Origin of the sequence: Paraburkholderia phosphatilytica, assembly GCF_003443895.1 — a bacterium.
In the GTDB taxonomy this organism is placed as follows: Bacteria; Pseudomonadota; Gammaproteobacteria; order Burkholderiales; family Burkholderiaceae; genus Paraburkholderia; species Paraburkholderia phosphatilytica.
Map to the genome: position 1 here is coordinate 1 of NZ_QQOA01000051.1, position 21,176 is coordinate 21,176.

Annotated in this window: 20 protein-coding genes; 3 read left to right on the top strand and 17 right to left on the bottom strand. The window is 65.2% G+C overall.

From position 1 onward, the window contains the following. The coding region (locus DVS29_RS32515; RefSeq protein ID WP_118184737.1) for an FAD-binding protein at positions 1-129 on the bottom strand (129 nt) is incomplete at its 3' end. A gap of 250 nt (positions 130-379) precedes the next feature. Between DVS29_RS32515 and DVS29_RS32520 the strand changes: the two genes are divergently transcribed. The 3 genes from DVS29_RS32520 to DVS29_RS32530 all read left to right on the top strand — a co-directional run bounded on the left by DVS29_RS32520 (position 380) and on the right by DVS29_RS32530 (position 3,312). After that, positions 380-1,567, top strand: a complete 1,188-nt coding sequence (locus DVS29_RS32520; protein ID WP_118184663.1) for an NAD(P)/FAD-dependent oxidoreductase — start codon at positions 380-382, stop codon at positions 1,565-1,567. 66 nt (positions 1,568-1,633) lie between these two features. Next, positions 1,634-2,383 carry an electron transfer flavoprotein subunit beta/FixA family protein gene (locus DVS29_RS32525; protein ID WP_118184665.1) on the top strand — a complete coding sequence of 250 codons (750 nt, stop codon included), beginning with the start codon at positions 1,634-1,636 and terminating at the stop codon, positions 2,381-2,383. After that, positions 2,383-3,312 carry an electron transfer flavoprotein subunit alpha/FixB family protein gene (locus DVS29_RS32530; protein ID WP_118184667.1) on the top strand — a complete coding sequence of 310 codons (930 nt, stop codon included), beginning with the start codon at positions 2,383-2,385 and terminating at the stop codon, positions 3,310-3,312. The genes DVS29_RS32525 and DVS29_RS32530 overlap by 1 nt, the downstream gene beginning before the upstream one ends. A gap of 40 nt (positions 3,313-3,352) precedes the next feature. Here the strand turns inward: DVS29_RS32530 and DVS29_RS32535 are convergent, their stop codons facing one another. The 16 genes from DVS29_RS32535 to DVS29_RS32610 form a co-directional block, all read right to left on the bottom strand. After that, complete coding sequence (locus DVS29_RS32535) at positions 3,353-4,534, bottom strand: alpha-hydroxy acid oxidase (protein ID WP_118184669.1); 1,182 nt, start codon at positions 4,532-4,534, stop codon at positions 3,353-3,355. A 10-nt stretch (positions 4,535-4,544) separates the two neighbouring features. Beyond that, positions 4,545-5,999, bottom strand: coding sequence for an FAD-binding oxidoreductase (locus DVS29_RS32540; protein ID WP_118184671.1), 1,455 nt, complete (start codon positions 5,997-5,999; stop codon positions 4,545-4,547). A 1-nt stretch (position 6,000) separates the two neighbouring features. Then, positions 6,001-7,182, bottom strand: coding sequence for an ABC transporter ATP-binding protein (locus tag DVS29_RS32545; RefSeq protein ID WP_118184673.1), 1,182 nt, complete (start codon positions 7,180-7,182; stop codon positions 6,001-6,003). 13 nt (positions 7,183-7,195) lie between these two features. Next, the gene (locus DVS29_RS32550) at positions 7,196-8,044 is read right to left on the bottom strand and encodes an ABC transporter permease (protein ID WP_118184675.1); all 849 of its coding nucleotides are present in this window, start codon (positions 8,042-8,044) and stop codon (positions 7,196-7,198) included. Beyond that, positions 8,041-8,913 carry an ABC transporter permease gene (locus DVS29_RS32555; protein WP_118184677.1) on the bottom strand — a complete coding sequence of 291 codons (873 nt, stop codon included), beginning with the start codon at positions 8,911-8,913 and terminating at the stop codon, positions 8,041-8,043. The genes DVS29_RS32550 and DVS29_RS32555 overlap by 4 nt, the downstream gene beginning before the upstream one ends. A 57-nt stretch (positions 8,914-8,970) precedes the next feature. Continuing rightward, positions 8,971-10,041 (bottom strand): ABC transporter substrate-binding protein, encoded by a 1,071-nt coding sequence (locus DVS29_RS32560; protein ID WP_118184679.1) that lies wholly within the window; start codon positions 10,039-10,041, stop codon positions 8,971-8,973. A gap of 30 nt (positions 10,042-10,071) precedes the next feature. Beyond that, entirely contained in the window at positions 10,072-10,971 is a 900-nt protein-coding gene (dapA, locus tag DVS29_RS32565; protein ID WP_118184739.1) for a 4-hydroxy-tetrahydrodipicolinate synthase, read from the bottom strand. A gap of 190 nt (positions 10,972-11,161) precedes the next feature. Beyond that, a complete protein-coding gene (gene pruA, locus DVS29_RS32570; protein ID WP_118184681.1) occupies positions 11,162-12,775 on the bottom strand; it encodes an L-glutamate gamma-semialdehyde dehydrogenase in 1,614 nt (537 codons plus the stop codon). A 229-nt stretch (positions 12,776-13,004) separates the two neighbouring features. Continuing rightward, complete coding sequence (locus tag DVS29_RS32575; RefSeq protein WP_118184683.1) at positions 13,005-14,006, bottom strand: LysR family transcriptional regulator; 1,002 nt, start codon at positions 14,004-14,006, stop codon at positions 13,005-13,007. 154 nt (positions 14,007-14,160) lie between these two features. Beyond that, complete coding sequence (locus DVS29_RS32580; RefSeq protein ID WP_118184685.1) at positions 14,161-15,015, bottom strand: N-formylglutamate amidohydrolase; 855 nt, start codon at positions 15,013-15,015, stop codon at positions 14,161-14,163. Positions 15,016-15,239: 224 nt separating this feature from the next. Further along, positions 15,240-16,034, bottom strand: coding sequence for an amino acid ABC transporter ATP-binding protein (locus DVS29_RS32585; protein ID WP_118184687.1), 795 nt, complete (start codon positions 16,032-16,034; stop codon positions 15,240-15,242). Beyond that, positions 16,031-16,750 carry an amino acid ABC transporter permease gene (locus DVS29_RS32590; protein WP_118184689.1) on the bottom strand — a complete coding sequence of 240 codons (720 nt, stop codon included), beginning with the start codon at positions 16,748-16,750 and terminating at the stop codon, positions 16,031-16,033. The genes DVS29_RS32585 and DVS29_RS32590 overlap by 4 nt, the downstream gene beginning before the upstream one ends. Before the next feature lie 13 nt (positions 16,751-16,763). Beyond that, on the bottom strand, positions 16,764-17,666 hold the full coding sequence (locus tag DVS29_RS32595) for a dihydrodipicolinate synthase family protein (protein WP_118184691.1): 903 nt from the start codon (positions 17,664-17,666) through the stop codon (positions 16,764-16,766). A 55-nt stretch (positions 17,667-17,721) separates the two neighbouring features. Then, positions 17,722-18,504 (bottom strand): ABC transporter substrate-binding protein, encoded by a 783-nt coding sequence (locus DVS29_RS32600; protein ID WP_118184693.1) that lies wholly within the window; start codon positions 18,502-18,504, stop codon positions 17,722-17,724. Positions 18,505-18,653: 149 nt separating this feature from the next. Next, on the bottom strand, positions 18,654-19,724 hold the full coding sequence (locus DVS29_RS32605) for an ABC transporter substrate-binding protein (protein WP_118184695.1): 1,071 nt from the start codon (positions 19,722-19,724) through the stop codon (positions 18,654-18,656). Positions 19,725-19,783: 59 nt separating this feature from the next. Then, positions 19,784-20,935 (bottom strand): porin, encoded by a 1,152-nt coding sequence (locus DVS29_RS32610; protein ID WP_118184697.1) that lies wholly within the window; start codon positions 20,933-20,935, stop codon positions 19,784-19,786. Positions 20,936-21,176: the final 241 nt, after the last annotated feature.

A 21,176-nucleotide genomic window follows, 5' to 3' on the forward strand; every position in this document is an offset into this window, starting at 1 on the left:
CGCGCGCTGCTTCAGGCGGATCGCGGCCGCGAGGCCCGCCGGGCCACCGCCGACGATCACGACGTCGTACTCCATCGATTCGCGCGGGCCGTACTGGGCGGCCAGTTCGGCCAGAGTGGGAGGATTCATGGTCGACAGATTGGGATGAACGCAACAACCGCATGCTAGCCCGCACGGCGCCACCCGCCGCCGTTATCACGAATGCTTATGCTGCATTCAAGCCTTACACGCGGTTGACACCTTCATGAATCCGCTCTTCCCTCGCCGCGCTTGATTGAGCATGCCTTCTACTAAAGATTGCAATCGCTTATATAGCCCGGCAGCCGGTTCTGGCCATGCAACATGCGGGGGTGATCTGCAAAACAAGGAAGGCGGAACAGTGAATACCTATGATGTGGTCGTGATCGGCGCGGGCGTGGTGGGTAGCTCGGTGGCGTATCACCTGTCGAAGCTCGGCGCGAAAAGCGTGCTGGTGCTGGACCGCGCGACGATCGGCGCCGGTACGACGGCGCAGTCGTCGGGCATTCTGCGCACGCATTATTCGGTGAAGGAAAACGTCGAACTGGCCCACAAATCGTGGTCGGTATTCAACGACTTCGCCGCCTATCTCGGCGATGACGAAGCGTCGTGCGGTCTCGTCAAATGCGGCTACATGATCGTCGCGGCCGAAGGCGACAAGCTGGAGCCGCTGCGCGCGTCGCTCGACCAGCAGAAGGCGCAAGGCATTCCGCTGGAAATTCTCGACACCGCCCAGGCTCGCGAACGGATGCCGATCGCGCGGTTCGACGACGCCGCGTTGATCGGCTACGAGCCGGAAGCCGGTTTCGCCGACGCGTATCTCACCGCCACCAGCTTCGCGCGCGCGGCACGGCGCGGCGGCGTGACGATTCGCGAGAACGTCTCCGTCAACCAGTTGCTGATGGAAAACGGCAAGGTGGTCGGCGTATCGACCAGCATCGGCGATTTCGCCGCAGGCACCGTCATCAGCACGCAGAACATCTGGACGCCGGAACTCGCGGGCTGGACCAGCAAGACGCTGCCCGTCGCGCCGGAACGTCACGCGGTGCTCGCCCTCGAATGCGCGGAAGCGCCGTACACGTTCGCGATGCCCGTTTTCAAGGACCTCGCGTCGGAAGGCATGCTGTATTACCGCAGCTATGGCGGCAACCAGATGCTCGTCAGCGAAGGCGTGGTCGGCGAAAAGCTCAGCGTCGCCGATCCCGAACAGGGCGATATTCCGATGGACTACGTCGTCGACGTCGGCACGCAGGTCGCGCAGCGTTTCCCCGCCTACGAAACGGCGGGCATCGCGTCGTCGTGGACCGGCGTGTACGACGTCACGCCCGACTGGAACCCCGTGCTCGGCGCGCTGCCGGGCATCGAAGGGCTGGTGGTCGGCTACGGCTTCTCGGGCCACGGCTTCAAGCTTTCGCCGACGGTCGGCAAGGTGCTCGCGCAGGCCGCGCTCGGTCTGCCCACCGACGTCTCGCTCGAACCGTATTCGATCGAGCGCTTCGCGACCGGCGCGCTGCTGACGGGCAAATATGGCCTCGGCGCCGTCTCCTGACGCGTGCCGGGCGTTGCCCCACGTCCCCGCTCCATCCGCATCAGGGAACCGAACAGGAACACACGCATGAAAGTCTTCGCAGCAGTCAAACGCGTCGTCGACTACAACGTGAAGGTGCGCGTCAAGGCGGACCAGAGCGGCGTCGATATCGCCAACGTCAAGATGTCGATGAATCCGTTCGACGAGATCGCCGTCGAGGCCGCGACGCGCCTGAAGGAAGCCGGCAAAGCCAGCGACGTGATCGCCGTGACCTGCGGCCCGGCGCAAAGCGTGGAGACGCTGCGCACTGCGCTCGCGATCGGCGCGGACCGCGCGCTGCATATTCAGACCGACGTCGAACTGCAACCGCTCGCGGTCGCGAAACTGCTGAAGGCGGCGGTCGAACGCGAAGCGCCGCAACTGGTGATTCTCGGCAAGCAGGCGATCGACGGCGACGCCGGCCAGACCGGCCAGCTGCTCGCCGCGCTGCTCGACTGGCCGCAGGCCACCTTCGCGAGCCAGATCGAGATCGACGGCGACAAGGCGACCGTGACGCGCGAAGTGGACGGCGGCCTCGAAGTGATCGAACTGCAACTGCCCGCGATCGTCACGACCGATCTGCGCCTGAACGAACCGCGCTACGTGACGCTACCCAACATCATGAAGGCCAAGAAAAAGCCCGTCGATACGCTCAGCCCGGCCGATCTCGGCGTCGATCCGGCGCCGCGCCTGAAGACGCTCAAGATCGTCGAACCGGCGGCGCGCAAGGCCGGCGTGCAGGTGGCGGACGTTGCGGCACTGATCGACAGACTGAAACACGAAGCGAAGGTAATCTGATGACCACTCTCGTCATTGCGGAACATGACGCCGCGCAACTGAAGGCCGCGACGCTGCACACCGTCGCCGCCGCGCGGCTGCTGAACAACGGCGTGCACGTGCTGGTCGCCGGTAGCGGCGCGCAAGCGGTCGCGCAGGCCGCGAGCACGATCGAAGGCGTCGACAAGGTGATCCTGATCGATGCGCCGCATCTCGCGGATGGCCTGGCCGAGCACATCGCCGCACAGGTGACCGCGCTGGCGGAGCACTACACGCATCTGCTCTTTCCGGCCACAGCGGCAGGCAAGAACGTGGCGCCGCGCGTCGCGGCGAACCTCGACGCGTCGCAGATTTCAGATGCGATCGCAATTCACGGCCCCGATACGTTCGAACGTCCGATCTACGCGGGCAATGCGATCGCCACCGTGCAGTGCGACGATCCGGTCAAGGTCGCGACCATCCGCACCACCGCATTCGAAGCCGCGCCTGCAACGGGCGGCAATGCTGCCATCGAAACGCTCGACGCGGTGCCCGCCACGGTGCGCGTGCGCTTCGTGCGCCGCGAGGTCGCGGTAAGCGAGCGGCCCGAGCTGACCTCGGCACGGGTGGTCGTTTCCGGCGGACGCGGCCTTGGCAGCGCGGAGAACTTCGCGCTGCTCGACCCGCTCGCAGAGAAGCTCGGCGCGGCGGTCGGCGCGTCGCGCGCGGCGGTCGACGCCGGCTTCGCGCCCAATGACTGGCAGGTCGGACAGACCGGCAAGATCGTCGCGCCGCAACTGTACATGGCCGTGGGCATCTCGGGCGCGATCCAGCATCTGGCCGGCATGAAGGATTCGAAGGTGATCGTCGCGATCAACAAGGACGCCGAAGCACCGATCTTCAGCGTGGCCGACTACGGTCTGGTCGGCGATCTGTTCGAAGCCGTGCCGCAGATCACGCAGGCGCTGTAACCGCCGTGAAGAACGCGCCGGCCGAGCGCCGTTGCGTTCTTCACGCGTCCACTTCCTCCAAAGCTCGCGCTGCCTGCGGCCGGCGCAACCACGACGTATCGAGCGCATCGATGCGCGGGCAGCCGAGCAGCCGCAGGCAGATCTGCAGTTCGTTCTCGAGCAGCGCGAGCACGTGGTCCACGCCCGCGCGACCGCCGCCGGCAAGCCCATAGAGCGGTGCGCGACCCAGCAGCACGCCGCGCGCGCCAAGCGCAACCGCTTTCACGATGTCACTGCCACGACGCACACCGCCGTCGATGAAGAGATCGAAATCGCGGCGCACCAGCGGTGCGGCTTCGGCGAGCACGTCCATTGCGCTTGGCGCGCCGTCGAGCTGGCGGCCGCCGTGGTTCGACAGCACCACCCCGTCCACTTCGTGCTTCGACGCATGCAGCGCATCCGTCGCGGACTGCACGCCCTTGACGAGCAGCCGGCCCGGCCAGTGCCGGCGCAGCCACGCAAGGTCGGCCCACGCGATCGAGCGGTCCATCTGCCGGCTCAGCGCGGCGGCCTGCTCTTCAATGCCGCGTCCGAGCCCTGCACTCTTCGCAATGTTCACGAGTTGCGGCACGCCGTGCCGACCGACCGCCGCGACCCAGCGCGGATGGGTGGCCACGTCCCATAGCAGACGCGGCGTCCATTTGAGCGGCAGCGTGAAGCCGGTGCGCGCGTAGTGATCGCGCTGACCGGTGACGGGCGTATCGACCGTCAACAGCAAGGTCGTGAAGCCGTTGGCACGCGCGCGCGCCATCATGTTTTCAGCGATGCGGCGATCCTGCTGCACGTAGAGCTGCAGCCAAAGTTCGCCGTCGGTTGCGCGCCGCACGTCCTCGATCAGACTCGTCGACGCGGTCGAAAGCGCGAACGGCAGGCCGCGCGCATGCGCAGCGCGCGCGAGCGTTTCTTCCGCATGTGGACGGTACAGACCGTTGAGTCCGGTGGGCCCGACCACCGCCGGCCACGCGGCCGTCGTCGTTCCCGATGTCGTGCCCCACATCACACGCGTATCCACCGCGTCGACGTCGACGAGCACGCGCGGCGTGAAGCCGATACGCTGGAACGCGGCGCGATTGTCCGCCATCGTGAGCTGGTCTTCCGCACCACCTTCGAGGTATTGCCACGCGAAGTCCGGCAGAAAGCACCGGGCCGCTTCGCGATAGTCCGCGACATTCGAGCAGCGCATCGTGGGTCCGTTACGCGTGCGAAGGCGGCGTTGCGTTGCGCGCCGGAAGCACCCGGCCCGGGTTCATCGTGTCGTTCGGATCGAGCAGGTCCTTCACCTGACGCATGATCGCCACTTCCTGCGCGTCCTTGTACAGCGACATTTCCTCGACGTGCAGCGAGCCGATGCCGTGCTCCGCGCTGAACGTGCCGCCCATCGTCGCGGCGATGTCGTACAGCAGATGGCTAACCTTGCTCTGCATGCGCATCTTGTCGGACACGCCCGCCCAGTACTCATGCGAGAACATCGCGATGTAATGCAGGTTACCGTCGCCCATGTGGCCGACGATCACCGGCACCGCCTGCGGATAGTGTTCCGCGAGCGCGGCGCCCGCCTGCGCGACGAAATCGGGAATGCGATAGATCGGCACCGCGATGTCGTGCGTGAGACCCATGCCTTCGCGGCCGTTGGCCTCCGTCACGTGATGACGGATGTGCCAGAGGTCGAGACGCTGCTGCTCGCTCGATGCGACCACCGCGTCGACGATCGTGCTGTTCTCCAAAGGCGCTTCGAGCGCCGCGGTCAGCGCATCGGCAAGCGCGTCGTTCGAGCCCGCCGATGCTGCCAGTTCCACCAGCACCATCCACGCGGGCGTCCGTTCGAACGGATTGCGCGCGTTGGCGGCATGCCGCAGCGAGATCTCGAATTCGCTTTGCGAGATCAGTTCGAGCCCGACGAGTTCGCCGGGAAACGCCGACTGCAGTTCGATGCCGAGCTGCACTGCCGCATCGACGGTATCGAAACCGAGCAACGCGGTCGCAACCGCGCGCGGCTTCGGAAAGAGTTTCAGCGACGCCGCGGTGATCACGCCGAGCGTGCCTTCCGCGCCGACGAACAGGTTCTTCAGGTCGTAGCCGCTGTTGTTCTTGCGCAGCGTGCGCAGGCCGTTCCACACCTTGCCGTCCGGCAGCACCGCCTGCAGGCCGAGCACGAGATCGCGCGTATTGCCGAAGCGCACCACGTTCGTGCCGCCCGCGTTGGTCGCGAGATTGCCGCCGATCTGGCACGAGCCTTCAGCGCCGAGCGTGAGCGGAAACATGCGGTCGGCGTCGAGCGCGGCCTGTTGCAGGTCCGCCAGGATGCAGCCCGCCTCGACGGTCATCGAGTTGTCCTGCGCGTTGATGTCCAGCACACGGTTCATCTTGCCGAGGTTCAGCAGGATGCTGTTGCCGCTCGCGTCCGGCACCGAGCCGCCGCACACGCTCGTGTTGCCGCCTTGCGGAAAGACCTTGATGCCGTGCGCGTTGCAGAACGCGAGCACGGCCGATACGTGTTCGACGCTGCGCGGAAACACCACGCACGCCGCGATCCCCGTGTGACGCTTGCGCCAGTCGATCAGATGCGGCGCCATGTCGGCGGCAGCCGTGACGACGTTGGCCGCGCCCGTGAGTTCGCGCATCGCGTCGACGATGGATTGCTGTTCCATGTTATTCCTGGTTCTTCAGCACGACGCTGTCGTTCGCCGACCATGCGACCGTCATCGCCTGCCCGACAGGCAAACGCTCGGCGGCGCGGGTCGAAATCGTCTTCACGAGCAGCGGCGCGCCGTTCCCGCGTTTCAGTTCGATCCGCGTCATGCCGCCGATAAACGAGGTTTGCGCAACCGTGCCGGTGCACGTGTTCCGCTGTTGCGCGGCGGCGGGCGCGGCATCGCTGTCGAGCACGCCGATCTTTTCCGGGCGCACCAGCACCTTCACGCGCGTACCCGTCGCGTGGCCCTGCGTGCTGCGCACCGCCAGCGTAAGGCCGTCGGCGGTCGCGACCGTGTCGTCCGCCGTCACCGTGCCTTCGATCAGATTCGATTCGCCGACGAAATCCGCAACGAACTCGCTGACCGGCTCGAAGTACAGCTCGTCCGGCGTGCCGATCTGCGCGATGCGCCCGCCGTTCATCAGACACACGCGGTCGGACAGGTTCAGCGCCTCTTCCTGATCGTGCGTGACGTACACGAGCGTCGTGCCGAGATCCTTGTGCAGCATCTTGATCTCGCCCTGCAGCTGCTCGCGCAACTTCTTGTCGAGCGCGCCGAGCGGCTCGTCCATCAGGATCACCGACGGCGCATACACGATGCAGCGCGCGATGCCCACGCGCTGCTGCTGGCCGCCCGACATCTCGCGCGGCTTGCGCCCTTCGTAGCCGGTGAGGCCCACGCGTTCCAGCGCGTTGCGCACGCGTTGTGCGATCTCGGCCTTGCCGAGGCCGCGAATGCGCAGCGGAAACGCGACGTTGTCGAACACGTTCAGATGCGGCAGCAGCGCATAGTTCTGGAACACCATGCCGAGGCCACGCTCGCGCGGCGGCACGGTCGAGACGTCCTGGCCTTTCAGCAGGATGCGTCCGCTCGTCGGCGCGATCGCGCCCGCGATGATGTTCAGGATCGTGCTCTTGCCCGAGCCGCTCGGCCCGAGCAGGCTCAGGAACTCGCCTTCGCGCACGGTGAAATCGGTCGTGTGCAGCGCGACCGCATTGCCATACGTCTTGCCGACGCCCTCGAAAGCAATCATGTTGCCTTTCATGTTCGTGATAGCGGACGCCGCGCGCGCGTCCCCGTCATTTCGCGCGTCCAGACCGGAAGGCCGTCCTTCCTTTTCGAGCAGTACATGGGACATGGTACCTCCGGCTTCAATGTGAGGATTCGGGTGTGGCCGGCTGCAGCATCGCCGAGACGGAGCAGAAAACCAGCGAGAGCACCGTGAGCAGCGCGGACACCGCCGCGATCACCGGCGACACGTCCCACTGGATGCTGCTGTACATCTTGACGGGCAGCGTCGTGGTGGTCGGGCTCGTGAGAAACCACGCGATCACCACTTCGTCGAACGACACGAGGAACGCGAACAGCGCGCCCGCGAAAATCGACGGCCGCAGCTGCGGCAGCACCACCTTCACGAACATCGTGCTGCGCTTCGCGCCCATGATGGTGGTCGCGAATTCGAGCGCGGGATCGAGCTTCTTCACGCCGGCCATCACCGTCATCATCATGAATGGCGTGACGTAGGCGACGTGGCTCATCACGAGGCCCGCGGTCGTGCCGACCAGATGCAGACGCGACAGATACAGGTACAGCCCGAGCGACACGACGATCACCGGCACGAGGATCGGGCTCATCAGGAGCAGCATCACGAGCCGCTTGCCGGGAAACTCGAAGCGCACGAGACCGTACGCCGCCGGCACGCCGATCAGCGACGCGAGCACGGTCGTCATCGACGCGACCTTCACGCTTTGCAGGATCGTGCCGACCCAGCTGCTCGACGTGAACAGCTGGTGATACAGCTCGAGCGTCCACACGCGCGGCGGGAAAGTCATTTCGCCGCTGCCGCCGAACGAAATCGGAATCACGATCAGCGTCGGCACGAGAATGAACGCGTACACCGCGAACGCGATCACGTTGCGCAGCCGCACATACCGGCGCGTGAGGCGGTCGACCACCACGCCGCCTTTCGCGGGCGCGGACATCTGCATGGAGGGTGTCATGCGAACGCTCCTTCTTTCGTCGTCGTGCTCGCGGGCGCGGCCAAAGCGCGCCGCCTGTCGCGTTTCTGGAACCAGTCGGCGCCGAGCGCGGCCAGCGTCACGATGCCGAGCAGGATCACGCCGATCGCCGATGCCATGTTCCAGTCCAGCGCTTCGCGCGTGTAGAAGTCGACGAGGTTCGACATCATCGCGTCCTTACGGCCGCCGAGCAGCGCCGGAATCACGAAGAAGCCCATCGACATCACCGTCGTGCTGAGTCCGGCCGCGACGACGCCCGGCAGGCTCAGCGGCAACGTGATCTGGAAGAAGATGCGCGGCGGTTTCGCGCCTGCGATCTCGGAGGCGAGATAGAGCGAGCGGTCGATCGCGAGCAGGCTCGCCAGCACCGGAAACACGATGAACGGAATCAGATAGTTCGTCATGCCGACGATCACGCCAAACCGGTTGAACAGCATCGGCAGCTGGACCTGCGTATGGAACAGCGCGGAGAGCGCCTGATTCACGAGACCGTCGCGGCCGAGCAGCACGGTGAACGCGTAGCTCTTCACGAGGATGCTGGTCCAGAACGGCACCAGCACGAGCACCATGTAGACCGCGCGCTTGCGGGGTGTCTGGCGCGCGAGATGCATCGCGATCGGATAGCCGAGCAGCATGCTCGCCACCGCCGCGCTGATGCTGATCTCGAACGTGGACCACAGCGTGCGCAGAAACAGCGCGCTGCCGAAGAGCCGCCGGTAGGCGGAAAGCGATGGTCCGTCCGCGGTCCAGAAACTTGTGTACACGACATAGGCCAGCGGCACGAACAGCACGAAAAACAGAAACACGGTCGCCGGCCCGACATACAGCAATCCGTCGTTGCGTCCTTTCATCTCTCCTCCTCCTTCCTGCTACCGCGGCGCGTCGCACACGCGCCGCTTTCCCTGCGACTAGCCGAGCACCCACTCCTTGAAACGCAGCGTCAGATCGTCGTAGTGATCGGCCCACCATGCGTCGTTGCTGACCACGTTCATCTTGCTGTTCGGATCCGACAGCCACTTGCGCGTTTCCGGCTTCAGCATGGTCAGCGCCGAACGGCTCGCCGGCGTGTTGATCAGGTACTCCATCAGCGCGGCCTGACGGTCCGGGCGCATCGCGAACTGAACGAACTTCATCGCGCTGGCCTTGTTCGGCGCGTTCTTCAGCACGACCAGATATTCGAGCCCGACGATGTTCTGCTTGAACGAAAAGTCGATCGGCTTTTTCGCGTCCTGCGCGGCCTTCACGCGGGTCGAGTACGTGTAGCTGAAATCGACCTGCCCGGTTTCGACGAGCGTCACTGTCTGCGGCGTCTGGTCGACCCAGTTCGAGATGTACGGCTTGATGCGGTCGAGCGCCTTGAACGCGCGTTCCACGTCGAGCGGGTACAGCTTCTCGGGCGGCACGCCGTCGGCGAGCAGCGCGATTTCGAGCGTCTCGCTCGCGCGGTTGCGCAGCGTGCGATGGCCTGGAAACTTCTTGACGTCCCAGTAATCGGCGAAGGTTTGCGGATGCTTGCCGTCCGGGAACCTGCTGTTGTCCCAGCAGATGCCGCCGGTGAAGCCGTAGAACGGCACGGCTTCCTTCGTCATCGGCGCGATCAGGTCCTTCGTGTTGAAGAGCGCCGGATCGAGCGGTTCCCAGTAGCCGTTCTTCGAGCCGGTCATCGCCATCGGGCCGACGGCGTCGAACACGTCCCACTGCACGTTGTTGGTCATCACCTGCGCCTTGACCTTCGCGAGATCCGGCGTGTCGACCAGCGTGACGTGCACGCCGAATTCCTTTTCGAACGGCTTGGCGAGCGCCTCTTCGACGCCCTGGTGATAGTTGCCGCCCCAGCTCACCACCACGAGGTTGCTCGCAGCCATCGCCTTGCGGGACGTGATGATCATCGGCGCGCTGATCGCGCCGGACAGCAGGGTCGCGCCTGCGCCTTGCAGGAAGCGGCGACGCGGCAGATCGGTTTTCGGATTCGATGACATGGCTGAGCCCCAGTCGTGATCGGCAGTGGTCTATTCGGATTCCCGCGCGACGAGCGCCGGGAGAACGTCGGCCAGACGGCCGCGCAGCGACGCGGACGCCGCTTCGAGCGGCGACAGCAGACCGCCGAAGTCGAGGCCGCGCAATTGCAGCGCGGCCTTCACGCCTGCCGGATTCGGCTCGGCGAACATCGCGTCGATCAGCGGACGCAGCGTCGCATGCAGCACCACGGCCTCGGCGAGCTGGCCGTTCATCGCGAGGCGCAACACCTTCGCCCACTGCTTCGGAATCAGGTTGCTACTGACGATGATCGCGCCGACCGCGCCCATCGCCACGTGCAGCGGCAGCACGTCTTCTTCGCCGGTCAGGATCGCGATTTTCGACTTCGCCAGTTCGGCTGCGCGCATCTGCTGTGCGAGATCGGGATTGCACGCCTTGATGCCGACCACGCGCGTCAGGTCGGCGAGTTTGTCGACGGTTTCGTAGTGCAGCGACACGCCGGTGCGGTACGGAATCTCGTACAGGATGATGTCCGCGTCCACGGCATCGGAGAAGCGCTTGTAGTAATCGACGATGCCCTGCTGGGTCGGCCGGTAGTAGTACGGCGTGACGACCATCAGCGCCTTCGCGCCTGCCTTCACGTATGCACGGCCGGCTTCGATCGCGTCGCCGAGGCCCGGCGGCAGCACACCCGGCACGACGGGCAGCTTGCCCGCGCCGGCTTCGAGCGCCGTGTCGACCACGCGCAGGCGTTCGTCGGGCGTCAGCGCGACGTATTCGCCGCTGCCGCCGAGCGCTACGATGCCGTCCGCACCCGCTGCGATCAGGTTGGCGATGTGCTGCTTGAGCGGCGTGGGATTGAAGCGGTTATCGGCATCGAAAGGCGTCGGCACCGCGGTCAGGATTCCGGCGTACGGATGGTTCGTGCTCATCGTCTCGGAGATTCTTGTCAGTTCAGGGTGAATCGGGTGGCGGCGTTGCAACGCCGCCGTTTCGATCAACGATAAGAAGCCAAAAAAACGGACTGCATTCCATCACGTTTGATTAGCCTCTTTATAAGGGCGGGTAATTCAAGACCCGTAAAGACCCGTAAAGCCCCGCCCTCGAAGTCGCGCTACAACCTCAAACGCCGAACGACCACTCTCGCGGCGGCAGATACGTCTCCTTCACGACGCGCGGCGATGCCCAGCGCAACAGGTTCAGATACGAGCCCGCCTTGTCGTTGGTGCCGCTCGCGCGGCCGCCGCCAAACGGTTGCTGGCCGATCATCGCGCCTGTCGGCTTGTCGTTCAGATACAGGTTGCCCGCCGCGTTCACGAGCGCGGCCTCGGCTTCATGCAGCGCGAAGCGGTCGGTGCAGAAGATCGAACCAGTCAGCGCGTACGGGCTGGTCGAATCGATCAAAGCAAGCGTGTCGGTCCACGCGTTGTCCGCGTAGACGTACACCGACAGCACCGGCCCGAACAGTTCCTCGCTCATCAGCGCGTGTTTTGGATCGGACACTTCGAGCACCGTCGGCTCGACGAAGAAGCCCGGCTCCGACCATGTTTTGCCGCCCGACACCACGGTCACCTTGCTGTCGTCCTTCGCGGCGTTCAGCACGGCCGTGAGCTTCGCGTGCGAAGCCTGCGAGATCACCGCGCCCATGAAGGTCTTGCCGAGATCGGCCGGATCGCCGACCTTCAACTGCGCGAGACGCGCGACCATTTCGTCGCGCACCGCCGGCCACAGGCTGCGCGGGACGTACGCGCGCGACGCGGCGCTGCATTTCTGCCCGCAATATTCGAACGCACCGCGAATCAGCGCGATCGCGACTTCGGACGGATGCGCCGACGCGTGCGCGAGCACGAAGTCCTTGCCGCCCGTCTCGCCGACCAGGCGCGGAATCGTGCGGAACGCGTCCACCTTCGACGCGACGCCCTTCCACAGCGACTGGAACACAGCCGACGAACCGGTGAAGTGAATGCCCGCCAGATCCGGCGAATTCAGCACGGCACGCGTGGTGAGTTCGGCCTCGCCAGGCACGAAGTTGATCACGCCCGCAGGCAGGCCCGCTTCTTCCAGCGCTTCGTAGAAAATCCAGTTCGCGAGCGCCGATTTCTCGGACGGCTTCCACAGCACCGTGTTGCCCATGATCGCGGGGGCCGTCGTCAGGTTGCCGCCGATCGCCGTGAAGTTGAACGGCGACACTGCGTACACGAAACCTTCGAGCGGGCGCCAGTCGGTGCGGTTGACGGCGGTCGCGACCGAAGCCGGCTGCTCGGCATACACGCGCTGCGCGTTGAACGCGTTGAAGCGCAGGAAGTCGATCAGCTCGCACGCCGCATCGGGCTCGGCCTGATCGATGGTCTTGCTCTGGCCCAGCACGGTGGCCGCGTTGATGCGCATGCGCTGACGCGTGGCAATGATGTCCGCTGCGCGATGCAGGATGGTCGCGCGGCTCGCGAACGGCAGCGACGCCCAGTCGCGCGACACCGACTTCGCACTGGCGATCGCCTCGCCGATCTGCGCTTCGGTCGGACGGTGAATGCGTGCGAGCAGACGCGACTGGTCGTGCGGTGCGCGCACTTCGACGACGTCGTTCGAGAAGTAACGCTTGCCGCCGATCACCGTCGGAATCTCGACTACGTCGCGTGCATTCAGCGCTTCCTGCAGTTGCGCGGCGGCGACAGTTCCCGTGCCGAAATGCACTTCGGGTTCGTTGGCGGGCAGCGGAAAGTTTGGACTGGAATTCACTCCTGCTCCTTGAAGAAACGGTAGGACGGAAGGCCGGCCGGCGCGCGCGACACGCGGCATAGGCCGGACTCAGGCCGGCCGGGTTCAGGATGGAGCGTAGTCGGCGCTAAAAAAAGTGGCGCTTGCTTCACGCGTCCTTATGCATAGGATCGGTGGCAGTTATGGAGCGCCGCGTGAACGAGGCGCGGCATGGCGCGCGGGCTGCGCCAATGGGGAAAAACCCGGAGCGTTACGCGTCATCGGCGATACGGATGTCATCGAGTTCCAGCGAGAGTGCGGCCGCGATGTCACGCGCGACCTGACGCTCGAATGCGAGTCGCAGCATTTCATACAGATCGGTAGGCAGACGGCCCAGTTCGTTTTCGCGGAACGCCAGATAGAACGCGCGGCTGAGCGGCTCGTACGGCCGGCCGTGCCTCGAGAACGCGGAGAGCGGCACCACCCGCACGTCGGACACGAAATGCCGCGACTGCCACAGGCACAGCGGCGTGGTGAGCGCGAAGCCGAGTCCCGCCGCAACCAGCGCCAGCATCGGATCGGTCGCATCCAGTTCATAGGTGCGCTCCACATTGTCGGCGCTCGCGGCGAGATACGCGTCGACCTGCTGGCCGATGGTGGAGCGGGCGCTATAGCGGATCAGTTGCAGATGGCGGCTGAGATCGGTCAGCGAGCCGAAGCGGTCCACTTCGAAGCTGCGCGGCATGACCACCAGATAGGGCTCGGAAAAGAGCTTCTGGCGACGGATGCCCGGCGCCTGCGACTTGCTGGCCGTGGTCACCGCGATATCGATCTGACGCGCTTCGAGCTGCGCGTCCAGCGTGGGCGTGATGCCGGACCACAGGCGGATCTGATGCGACGTGCCCGCCAGCGCGCGCAGCACGATCGGGCCGATGGTGGCCGCGAACGAATCGACGCAACCGAGCCGCACTACCACCCGCTTTGCGCGCGTCACGTTGCGCACGCTTTCCATCATCTGGCCCGCGCCCTGCAGCAGCACGGTGGCATGCTCGAACAGACGCTGACCCGCGGCTGTGGGTCGCGCGGGACGTGTGGCCCGATCGAGCAGCGTCGTGTCGAGGATGGTCTCCAGCACCTTGATGCGCTGCGACACGCCCGCCTGCGAAATCGCGAGCCGGGTGGCCGCCTCCGAGATCGAACCGGCCTCCACCACGGCGACCCAGCTCGCCAGCAGGTCCCAGTCGGGAAACTGTTCAGGTGCAGTGTCTTTCATATTCGGCGGCAGGTTGGAAAGCCGAATGTAGCACGGTCGATCAGTTGGCCGTGTCGGATGACGCACGCTGGTAGAGCAAGACGCGTACCGTGTCAGCGGCACGCGCAGCGCGACATTCGTCAGGCTCGCCGAGCAGCCGGATCGAGCCGCCCGCTCAGACCGTCCAGGCGCGCGACAGCTGCCGCACCGTCGTATCGAGCGCGGCCAGCACCGCGTCGAAGGTCGGATCAGAGGGCGCATGCGGCGATGCGTCCGTGCGCGCGGCGGCCGTCTCGTCGTCCGCCGGCGTCGCGCCGACGCGCGCCATGCAGTCGCTGCGCCAGCTGCCCGCCACTTCCACTTCGATCGCGTGCACGCCCTGGTCCGGGTGCCCGTAGTGTTGCGCCGCGAAGCAGTCCGCGATCTTGCCGTTCACCACCCACGAGCGCCCCTGCGCGCGCGCGGCGTCGGTCAGCGCCGAGACGAGCCGGCGGTCGCACGCCTCGCCGCGATGCGTGCCGATGTTGCAGTCGAGATCGCCATGCTGGAGCCGGTACGGCGACAGCCAGAAACTCGCATGCGACACGAGCAGCACCACCTGCTCGTGGATCGCGCGCAGCCGCGCGATTTCTTCGCCGACGCGCGCATGGAACGGCTGCCAGTATTGCCCGATGCGCGCTTCGACCTCGTCGGCGCTCAGTTCGGCGCCCGGCTCGTAGAGCGCCTCGCCGCGCGATGTATGGGTGCGGCACAGGCCCTGACGGCTCAGGCTCGGCGTGAGCGAGCGGTTGTCGGCGGCCACGTTGAAGTCGATCACGCATGCGTGGTAGTGCCCTGCCACCAGCGTTGCGCCCGCGCGCCGCGCGGACTCCTGCAGCAGGATGCCGGCAGGATCGGCGACGCGGCCCTGCACGGGCACCCATGCGGGATGACGCAGCAGGTCGGTCGGGATGGCGGTGCCGGTGTGCGGCGTAATCACCAGCACGGGCGAATCGCCGCGGACGATCGGTCGATAGCCAGGAGTCTGCATGTCGGGAATTCCTCGGTTTTGCGCTGCCGCCCTGCGTTTCAGGACCGGACCGGGCAAGCGCGCCGCCAGGCGACGCGCACGTCCTCGCAGACTACAGCGGCGGTCGGCCCTCGGATGCAGGATCAGCAGCGGTTGAGTTCGACATAAGCATCGCTTAAGTTTTTTGCGCGGACCTGTCGTGCGGCCCAACGACAGTTACCGCCGCCATCGCGACAGCGGACCGGTCAGTTCCGCGCGCCCGTCAGGCCTGCCAGAAATCGCTGGCAGCGCTCCGTCTGCGGCGCGAACAGCACTTCGCCCGACGGTCCCTGTTCGACGATCTGCCCGGCCTCCATGAAGATCGTCGTGTCCGACACATGGCGCGCGAACTCCATTTCGTGCGTCGCGATCAGCATCGTCATGCCCGACTCCCGCACATCGCGAATCACGTTGAGCACCTCCTGCACGGTCTCCGGATCGAGCGCGGAGGTCGGCTCGTCGAACAGCATGATCTGCGGATCCATCGCGAGCGCGCGTGCGATGGCCACGCGCTGCTGCTGCCCGCCCGACAATTGCCGCGGAAAATTGCCCGCGCGATTGCCGAGGCCAACCCGTTCGAGCAGTTCCATGCCACGCTTTTTCGCGCGTTCCGCGGACTCGCCGCGCACGAGCCGCGGCCCGGACGTGACGTTTTCCAGCGCCGTCATGTGCGGAAACAGGTTGAAGCTCTGGAACACCATGCCCACGTGTTCGCGTTGCGCGGCGAGCGCGGATGCGCCCAGCCGGCGACGCGTCCTGCCTTCGGTGCGGTAGCCGACCTCGAAATCGCCAACCTCGATCGTGCCCGACGAAATCTCTTCGAGCGCGTTCACGCAGCGCAGCAGCGTGCTCTTGCCCGAGCCGCTCGGTCCGATCAGCGCAACGGCGCTGCCCTTTGCGACATCGAGCGACACCGATCGGAGCGCGGTGTAGTCGCCGTACTGCTTGACCACGCCGGACACGCGCAGAAAGCGGTCCGTCGATCCATGCGTGCTGTTCATTGCTGCTCCGCTAGCGAGGTTTTGATCGACGACGCACGCTTCCGGGCATCCGCGAACCAGCGCGAGTTGCGCCGCTCGAAGGCCGCCTGCAGCAGCGTCCAGATCGCCGTCACGGCGAGGTAGTACAGCGTCGCGACCGTCAGCGCTTCGAGCACGCGGAAGTTGGCCTGGGTGAGATTGTCCGTGGCACGGAACAGTTCGGTCATCGAAATGACCGACACCAGCGACGTGTTCTTCAGCTGCCGCACGAACTCGTTGCCAAGCGGCGGTATCGCGATGCGCAAGGCCTGCGGAAAGACGATCGCGCGCATGATCGTGACCGGCCGCATGCCGACCGCGCGCGCGGCCTCCCATTGCGCGACCGGCACCGCGGACAGCGACGAGCGCACGATCTCGGCAACGTACGGGCTCTCGGAGAACATCAGACCGATCACCGCGGCTTCCAGCACCGAGAGCCGCACGCCGAGCTGCGGCAACGCGCTGTAGAGAAACACGAGTTGCACCAGCAGCGGCGTCGCGCGAAAGAACGCGACGTAGCCCTGATAGAAGCTTCGGGTGATGCGGCCGTTCACACCACCGATGAGCGCGATCATCGTGCCGAGCACGATCGCGAGCATCAGGGTGACGAGCGTGAGCCAGATCGTCGTCCAGAGCCCCGTGAGAATGGAGGGCTCGACGAGATCGTGAAGGAAAACCGACCAGTCCCAGACAGTCATCACCCGCCTCCCCTTACAGTCCCGCCAGCCGGCCCACTTCCGCGCGATCCAGCAGCGCCTTCAGCTCGCGCCGCAAGGCTTCGGGCGACGAAGCGATCGGTTCGCGCGGCTCGCCGAGCGGCAGTCCACGCAGCGCCGATCCCGCCTTCGCAAGCGCGACATAGCCGTTGAGCAGCATGAAGTCGATGATCGGCCACAGCTTCGCCCACACCGCGAGCGCGGCTGGCAGATCTCGTTTGACCGACACCGCGTCGTACAGCGCGACGCACAGCTCCGGCACGAAGGTCGATGCGCCGATGATGGTGCCCGGCGCGCCGTGCGCGAGCACCGCGAGCAGCGCGGGGTCGGAGCCGGCGAACACGGTCGGCGCATCCGGATTGCTCAGCATGCGCATCGTGCGCGTGTAGTTGGCCGGGCTGTCCTTGATCGCCGACACCAGGCCTTCACGGCGCAGCGTCACCATCTGCGCTTCGGTGATGTCGAGCCCGGTGATGCCCGGCGTGTCGTAATAGATGATCGGGCCGCCAGCGATCTCCACCACCTTGCCGAGAAAGCGCTGCACGTCGGCGAACTTCAGGCGATCGAAATACGGCGTGACCACCAGCATCTGATCGACGCCGACGTCTTTCGCATGACGCGTCAGATCGAGCGTGTCGCGCACGTTGTTCGAGCCCACGTGCGCGATGAGATCGGTCTTGCCCTTGCCGGTCTGCACGCCGATCTCGAAGAGCCGCTTGCGCTCCGCAATGGTCAGCGCCGGATGCTCGCCCGTCGAGCCGCTCAGCAGCACGCCGTGAATGCCCGCCGCGATCTGCGATTCGATCAGCTTCACATAGGCCGCTTCATCGATCTGGCTGCCGTCCCGCGAAAACGGCGTCAGGATCGCGCTCAAAATGCCCTTCAGCTCCTGCTTCATCCTTTGCTCCTGTTGGCTTCGTTGAGAGTGATGGATTCGATGCGACGCGGCGGCATCAGAACGTGCTGACCGCCGCGCTTTCGATGCCCCACGTCTTGAGAATCGATTGATAGGTGCCGTCGGCCTTCATCGCTTCGAGCCCCTTGCGCACCTTGGCTGCCAGCGCCGCGTTGTCTTTCGGAATACCGATGCCGAGCTGCATCGGGCTGATGCCGGTCGCGATCTTCTTGTAGCCGCTGTTGTGGTTCATGAAGTACGACACCAGCGAATCGGTGGCGATGAACGCGTCGACGCTGCTGTTTTCGAGCGCGCGGAGCGCCACGGGCTGCGTGTCGAAGGCCTGAATCGTGATCTCGGGCTTGCCGGCCGCCTTGCATTTTTCGCTTTCGTCCTGCAGCACCTTCATCGAGCCCGAGCCTTGCAGCACGCTGGCGGAATGGCCGCACAGGTCGCTGGCGGAGGCGAGCTTCGCGTTCTGCCGCGCGATGATCGTTTGCGATGCCATGATGTAAGGCACCATCTGGATCACGCTCTGACGCTCGGGCGTCACGTACATCGCCGCGCAGACCACGTCGAAGCGGTCGGCCTGCAACGCCGGAATCAAGCCCTTGAAGTCGAGGTTGACGAAGTCCGGCGTGTCGCCCAGCTGCTTCGCCAGCGCGCCGCACATCGCGACGTCGACGCCGGTCGGCTTGCTGTTCTGATCGAAGAATCCCCAGGGCATCTGCGTCAGCGACGTGCCGATCCGCAGATGTCCCGCCTGGGTTTCCGCCTTTGCCGTTCCCGCGATACACAGTCCTGCCGTCAAGCCGATGCCGATAATCCTCGCGATGCGCATTGCGATCTCCTGTTCGTTATCGTCGTACCGCCGTGTTGCAAAATCATCCGTCGCCGTAACTCGACGCCGCGTTCCTTGAGCGCCGCTTCATCAAAGCTTTGCCCGCGCTAATGCTGTCGAAGCATGCGATGCGAAACGCGGCGATGCGCTCAGCTCAGCACCCACTCCTTGAAACGCAGCGTGAGCTCGTCGTAGTGGTCCGCCCACCACGCGTCGTTGCTGAACACGCTCGCCTGGTTGTTCGGATCGGGGAGCCATCTGCGCGCTTCGGGCTGCATCATCGGCAACGCGGACCGGCGCGCCGGCGTGTTGAGCAGGATGTTCATCAGCGCGGCCTGACGGTCGGGGCGCAACGCAAACTGCACGAACTTCATCGCGTTGGCCTTGTTGGGCGCATTTTTCAGCACGACCAGATACTGCAGGCCGCGCATGTTCTGTCTGAACGAAAACTGCATCGGCTTGCCCGCATCCTGCGCGGCCTTCACGCGCGTCGAATACGTGTAGCTGAAATCGATCTGGCCGGTCTCGACCAGCGCGACCGTCTGCGGCGTCTGGTCGATCCAGTTCGACACGTAAGGCTTGATGCGATCGAGCGAGCGGAATGCGCGCTCGACGTCGAGCGGATACATTTTTCCGGGCGGCACGCCGTCGGCCAGCAAGGCCATTTCCAGCGTTTCGCTGACGCGGTTGCGCAAGCCGCGATGGCCTGGGAATCGCTTCACGTCCCACAGTTCCGCGAAGGTCTCGGGATGCTTGCCCGCCGGAAATTTGCTGTTGTCCCAGCAGATGCCGCCCGTATAGCTGAAAAACGGCACCGCGTCTTTCGTCATCGGCGCGATCAGATCGTGGGTGTCGGTCATCGCCGGATCGAGCGCTTCCCAATAGCCGTTCTTCGAGCCAGTCATCGCCATCGGGCCGACCGCATCGAACACGTCCCATTGCACGTTGTTCGTCGTGACCTGCGCCTTGACCTTCGCGAGATCCGGTGTATCGACGATCGTCACCGGCACGCCGAACTCTTTTTCGAAGGGCTTCGTCAGCTCCTTTTCGACGCCGTCGCGATACGCGCCGCCCCAGCTCACCAGCACCAGGTTGCCGGCAGCACGCGCCTTGCGCGAAGTCATGAGCATGGGCGCGCCCAGCACGCCCGACAACAACGTGGACCCTGCTGCCTGCAGAAGCTTGCGTCGCGTTGCCACGACGGGTTTTCTCGTTGACATGTCGATGTCCTTTAGAGAACCGGGGCTCGTGCGAGCCCCGCCTGCTTTCGTCGGAAACGTCAGAACCGATGCCGCATGCCGACGATCGTCAGCATCTGGTTCGGCGTCGACGATGCGGTCAGGCCGTTGAGCGCGGCCACCGCCGGGCCGCCGGTCGAGTCGGTGCCCGACGCATGCTGGTACATCACGTCCGCATACAGGTCCGTGCGCTTGGACAGCAGGTACACCGCGCCCAGCACGCCCTGGTTATAGGTCGCCTGGTGCACGCCAAAACCCCGCGTGTAGTCGTACGCCGCGCCGAGCAGCAATGCAGGCGTCAGCTGATACTTGAAGTTGAGTTCGGCGTTGTTGAACATCGCCGAACGGCCGACGTTGGTCGACGCGAGGCCGGACTCGGTGCCGAGATTCCCGAATTGCGTGTAGCTGTACGTTCCGCCGATGGTCGCGGCGCCGAACGTATAAGCGCCGCCCGCCGCGATGATCTGCTGCGTGTGCGCCGACGCGTAGCCCGAGAAGATCCGGTTCGTTACGTTCGACGCCGTCGCGCTGGACGTCGCGTTGTTGCCGTACAGCGAATAGTTCGGATCGCGAATGTTTTCGTACGCCACGCCGAGTGCGACCGGTCCCTGCTTGTAGGCCGCGCCCACTGCGTAGATCTGGTTGCGCGTGTACTGGCCGGCCACGCCGCCCAGGCTGTACATGCCGCCGAACGTGAAGCCGCTGTAGTCGAGGCTCTTGAACTTGATCGTGTTGTTGATCCGGTTGGTGCCGTTGACGTTGTCCAGGTCGCCCGGATGCGCGCCGAAATACGGCGACCACTGGTTGGCGGCTTCGAACGGACCGGGGTAGTCGGTGATCGAGTCGTACTGGCGGCCGATCAGGACCGTACCGATCGACGTGGACGTGAGGCCCACGTAGACTTGCCGGCCGAACAGGTCGCCGCCCTGGCCGAGCTTGCCGTTGTTGAGGCTGTAGCCGCTCTCGAGTACGAACAGCGTCTGCAGGCCGCCACCGAGGTCCTCGTTGCCCTTCAACCCCCAGCGGCTGCCGTTGATGTTGCCGCTCGACATCTCGGCCAGGCTGTGACCGCCCGTATTGTTCACGTAGACCATGCCGACGTCGATCAGTCCGTACAGCGTGACGCTGCTTTGCGCGTGGGCGAGCGTCGACACGCTGGCGAGACTGGCCAGGAATATCAGTTTCTTTTTCATAAGGACGAACCTTGGGAGAGTTGACGGATCGAGCCGCTCATATCCGACCTTGACGCGGCGATGGACAGCGGCCGGAACCGGGTCTTCCTGGTTCCGACACCGAGCGCAGCGTAGGCAAGTCAAAAAATTGACTCGCGCAAGATCGGTTCGTCCTTAACTTGAGTTTTAGCGCGGCTTAACCAAGCGAAAAAACCGGCGCCCAGCGCCTGGCTCGACGCCCCCCCTTTCCAGCCGGGTTCCG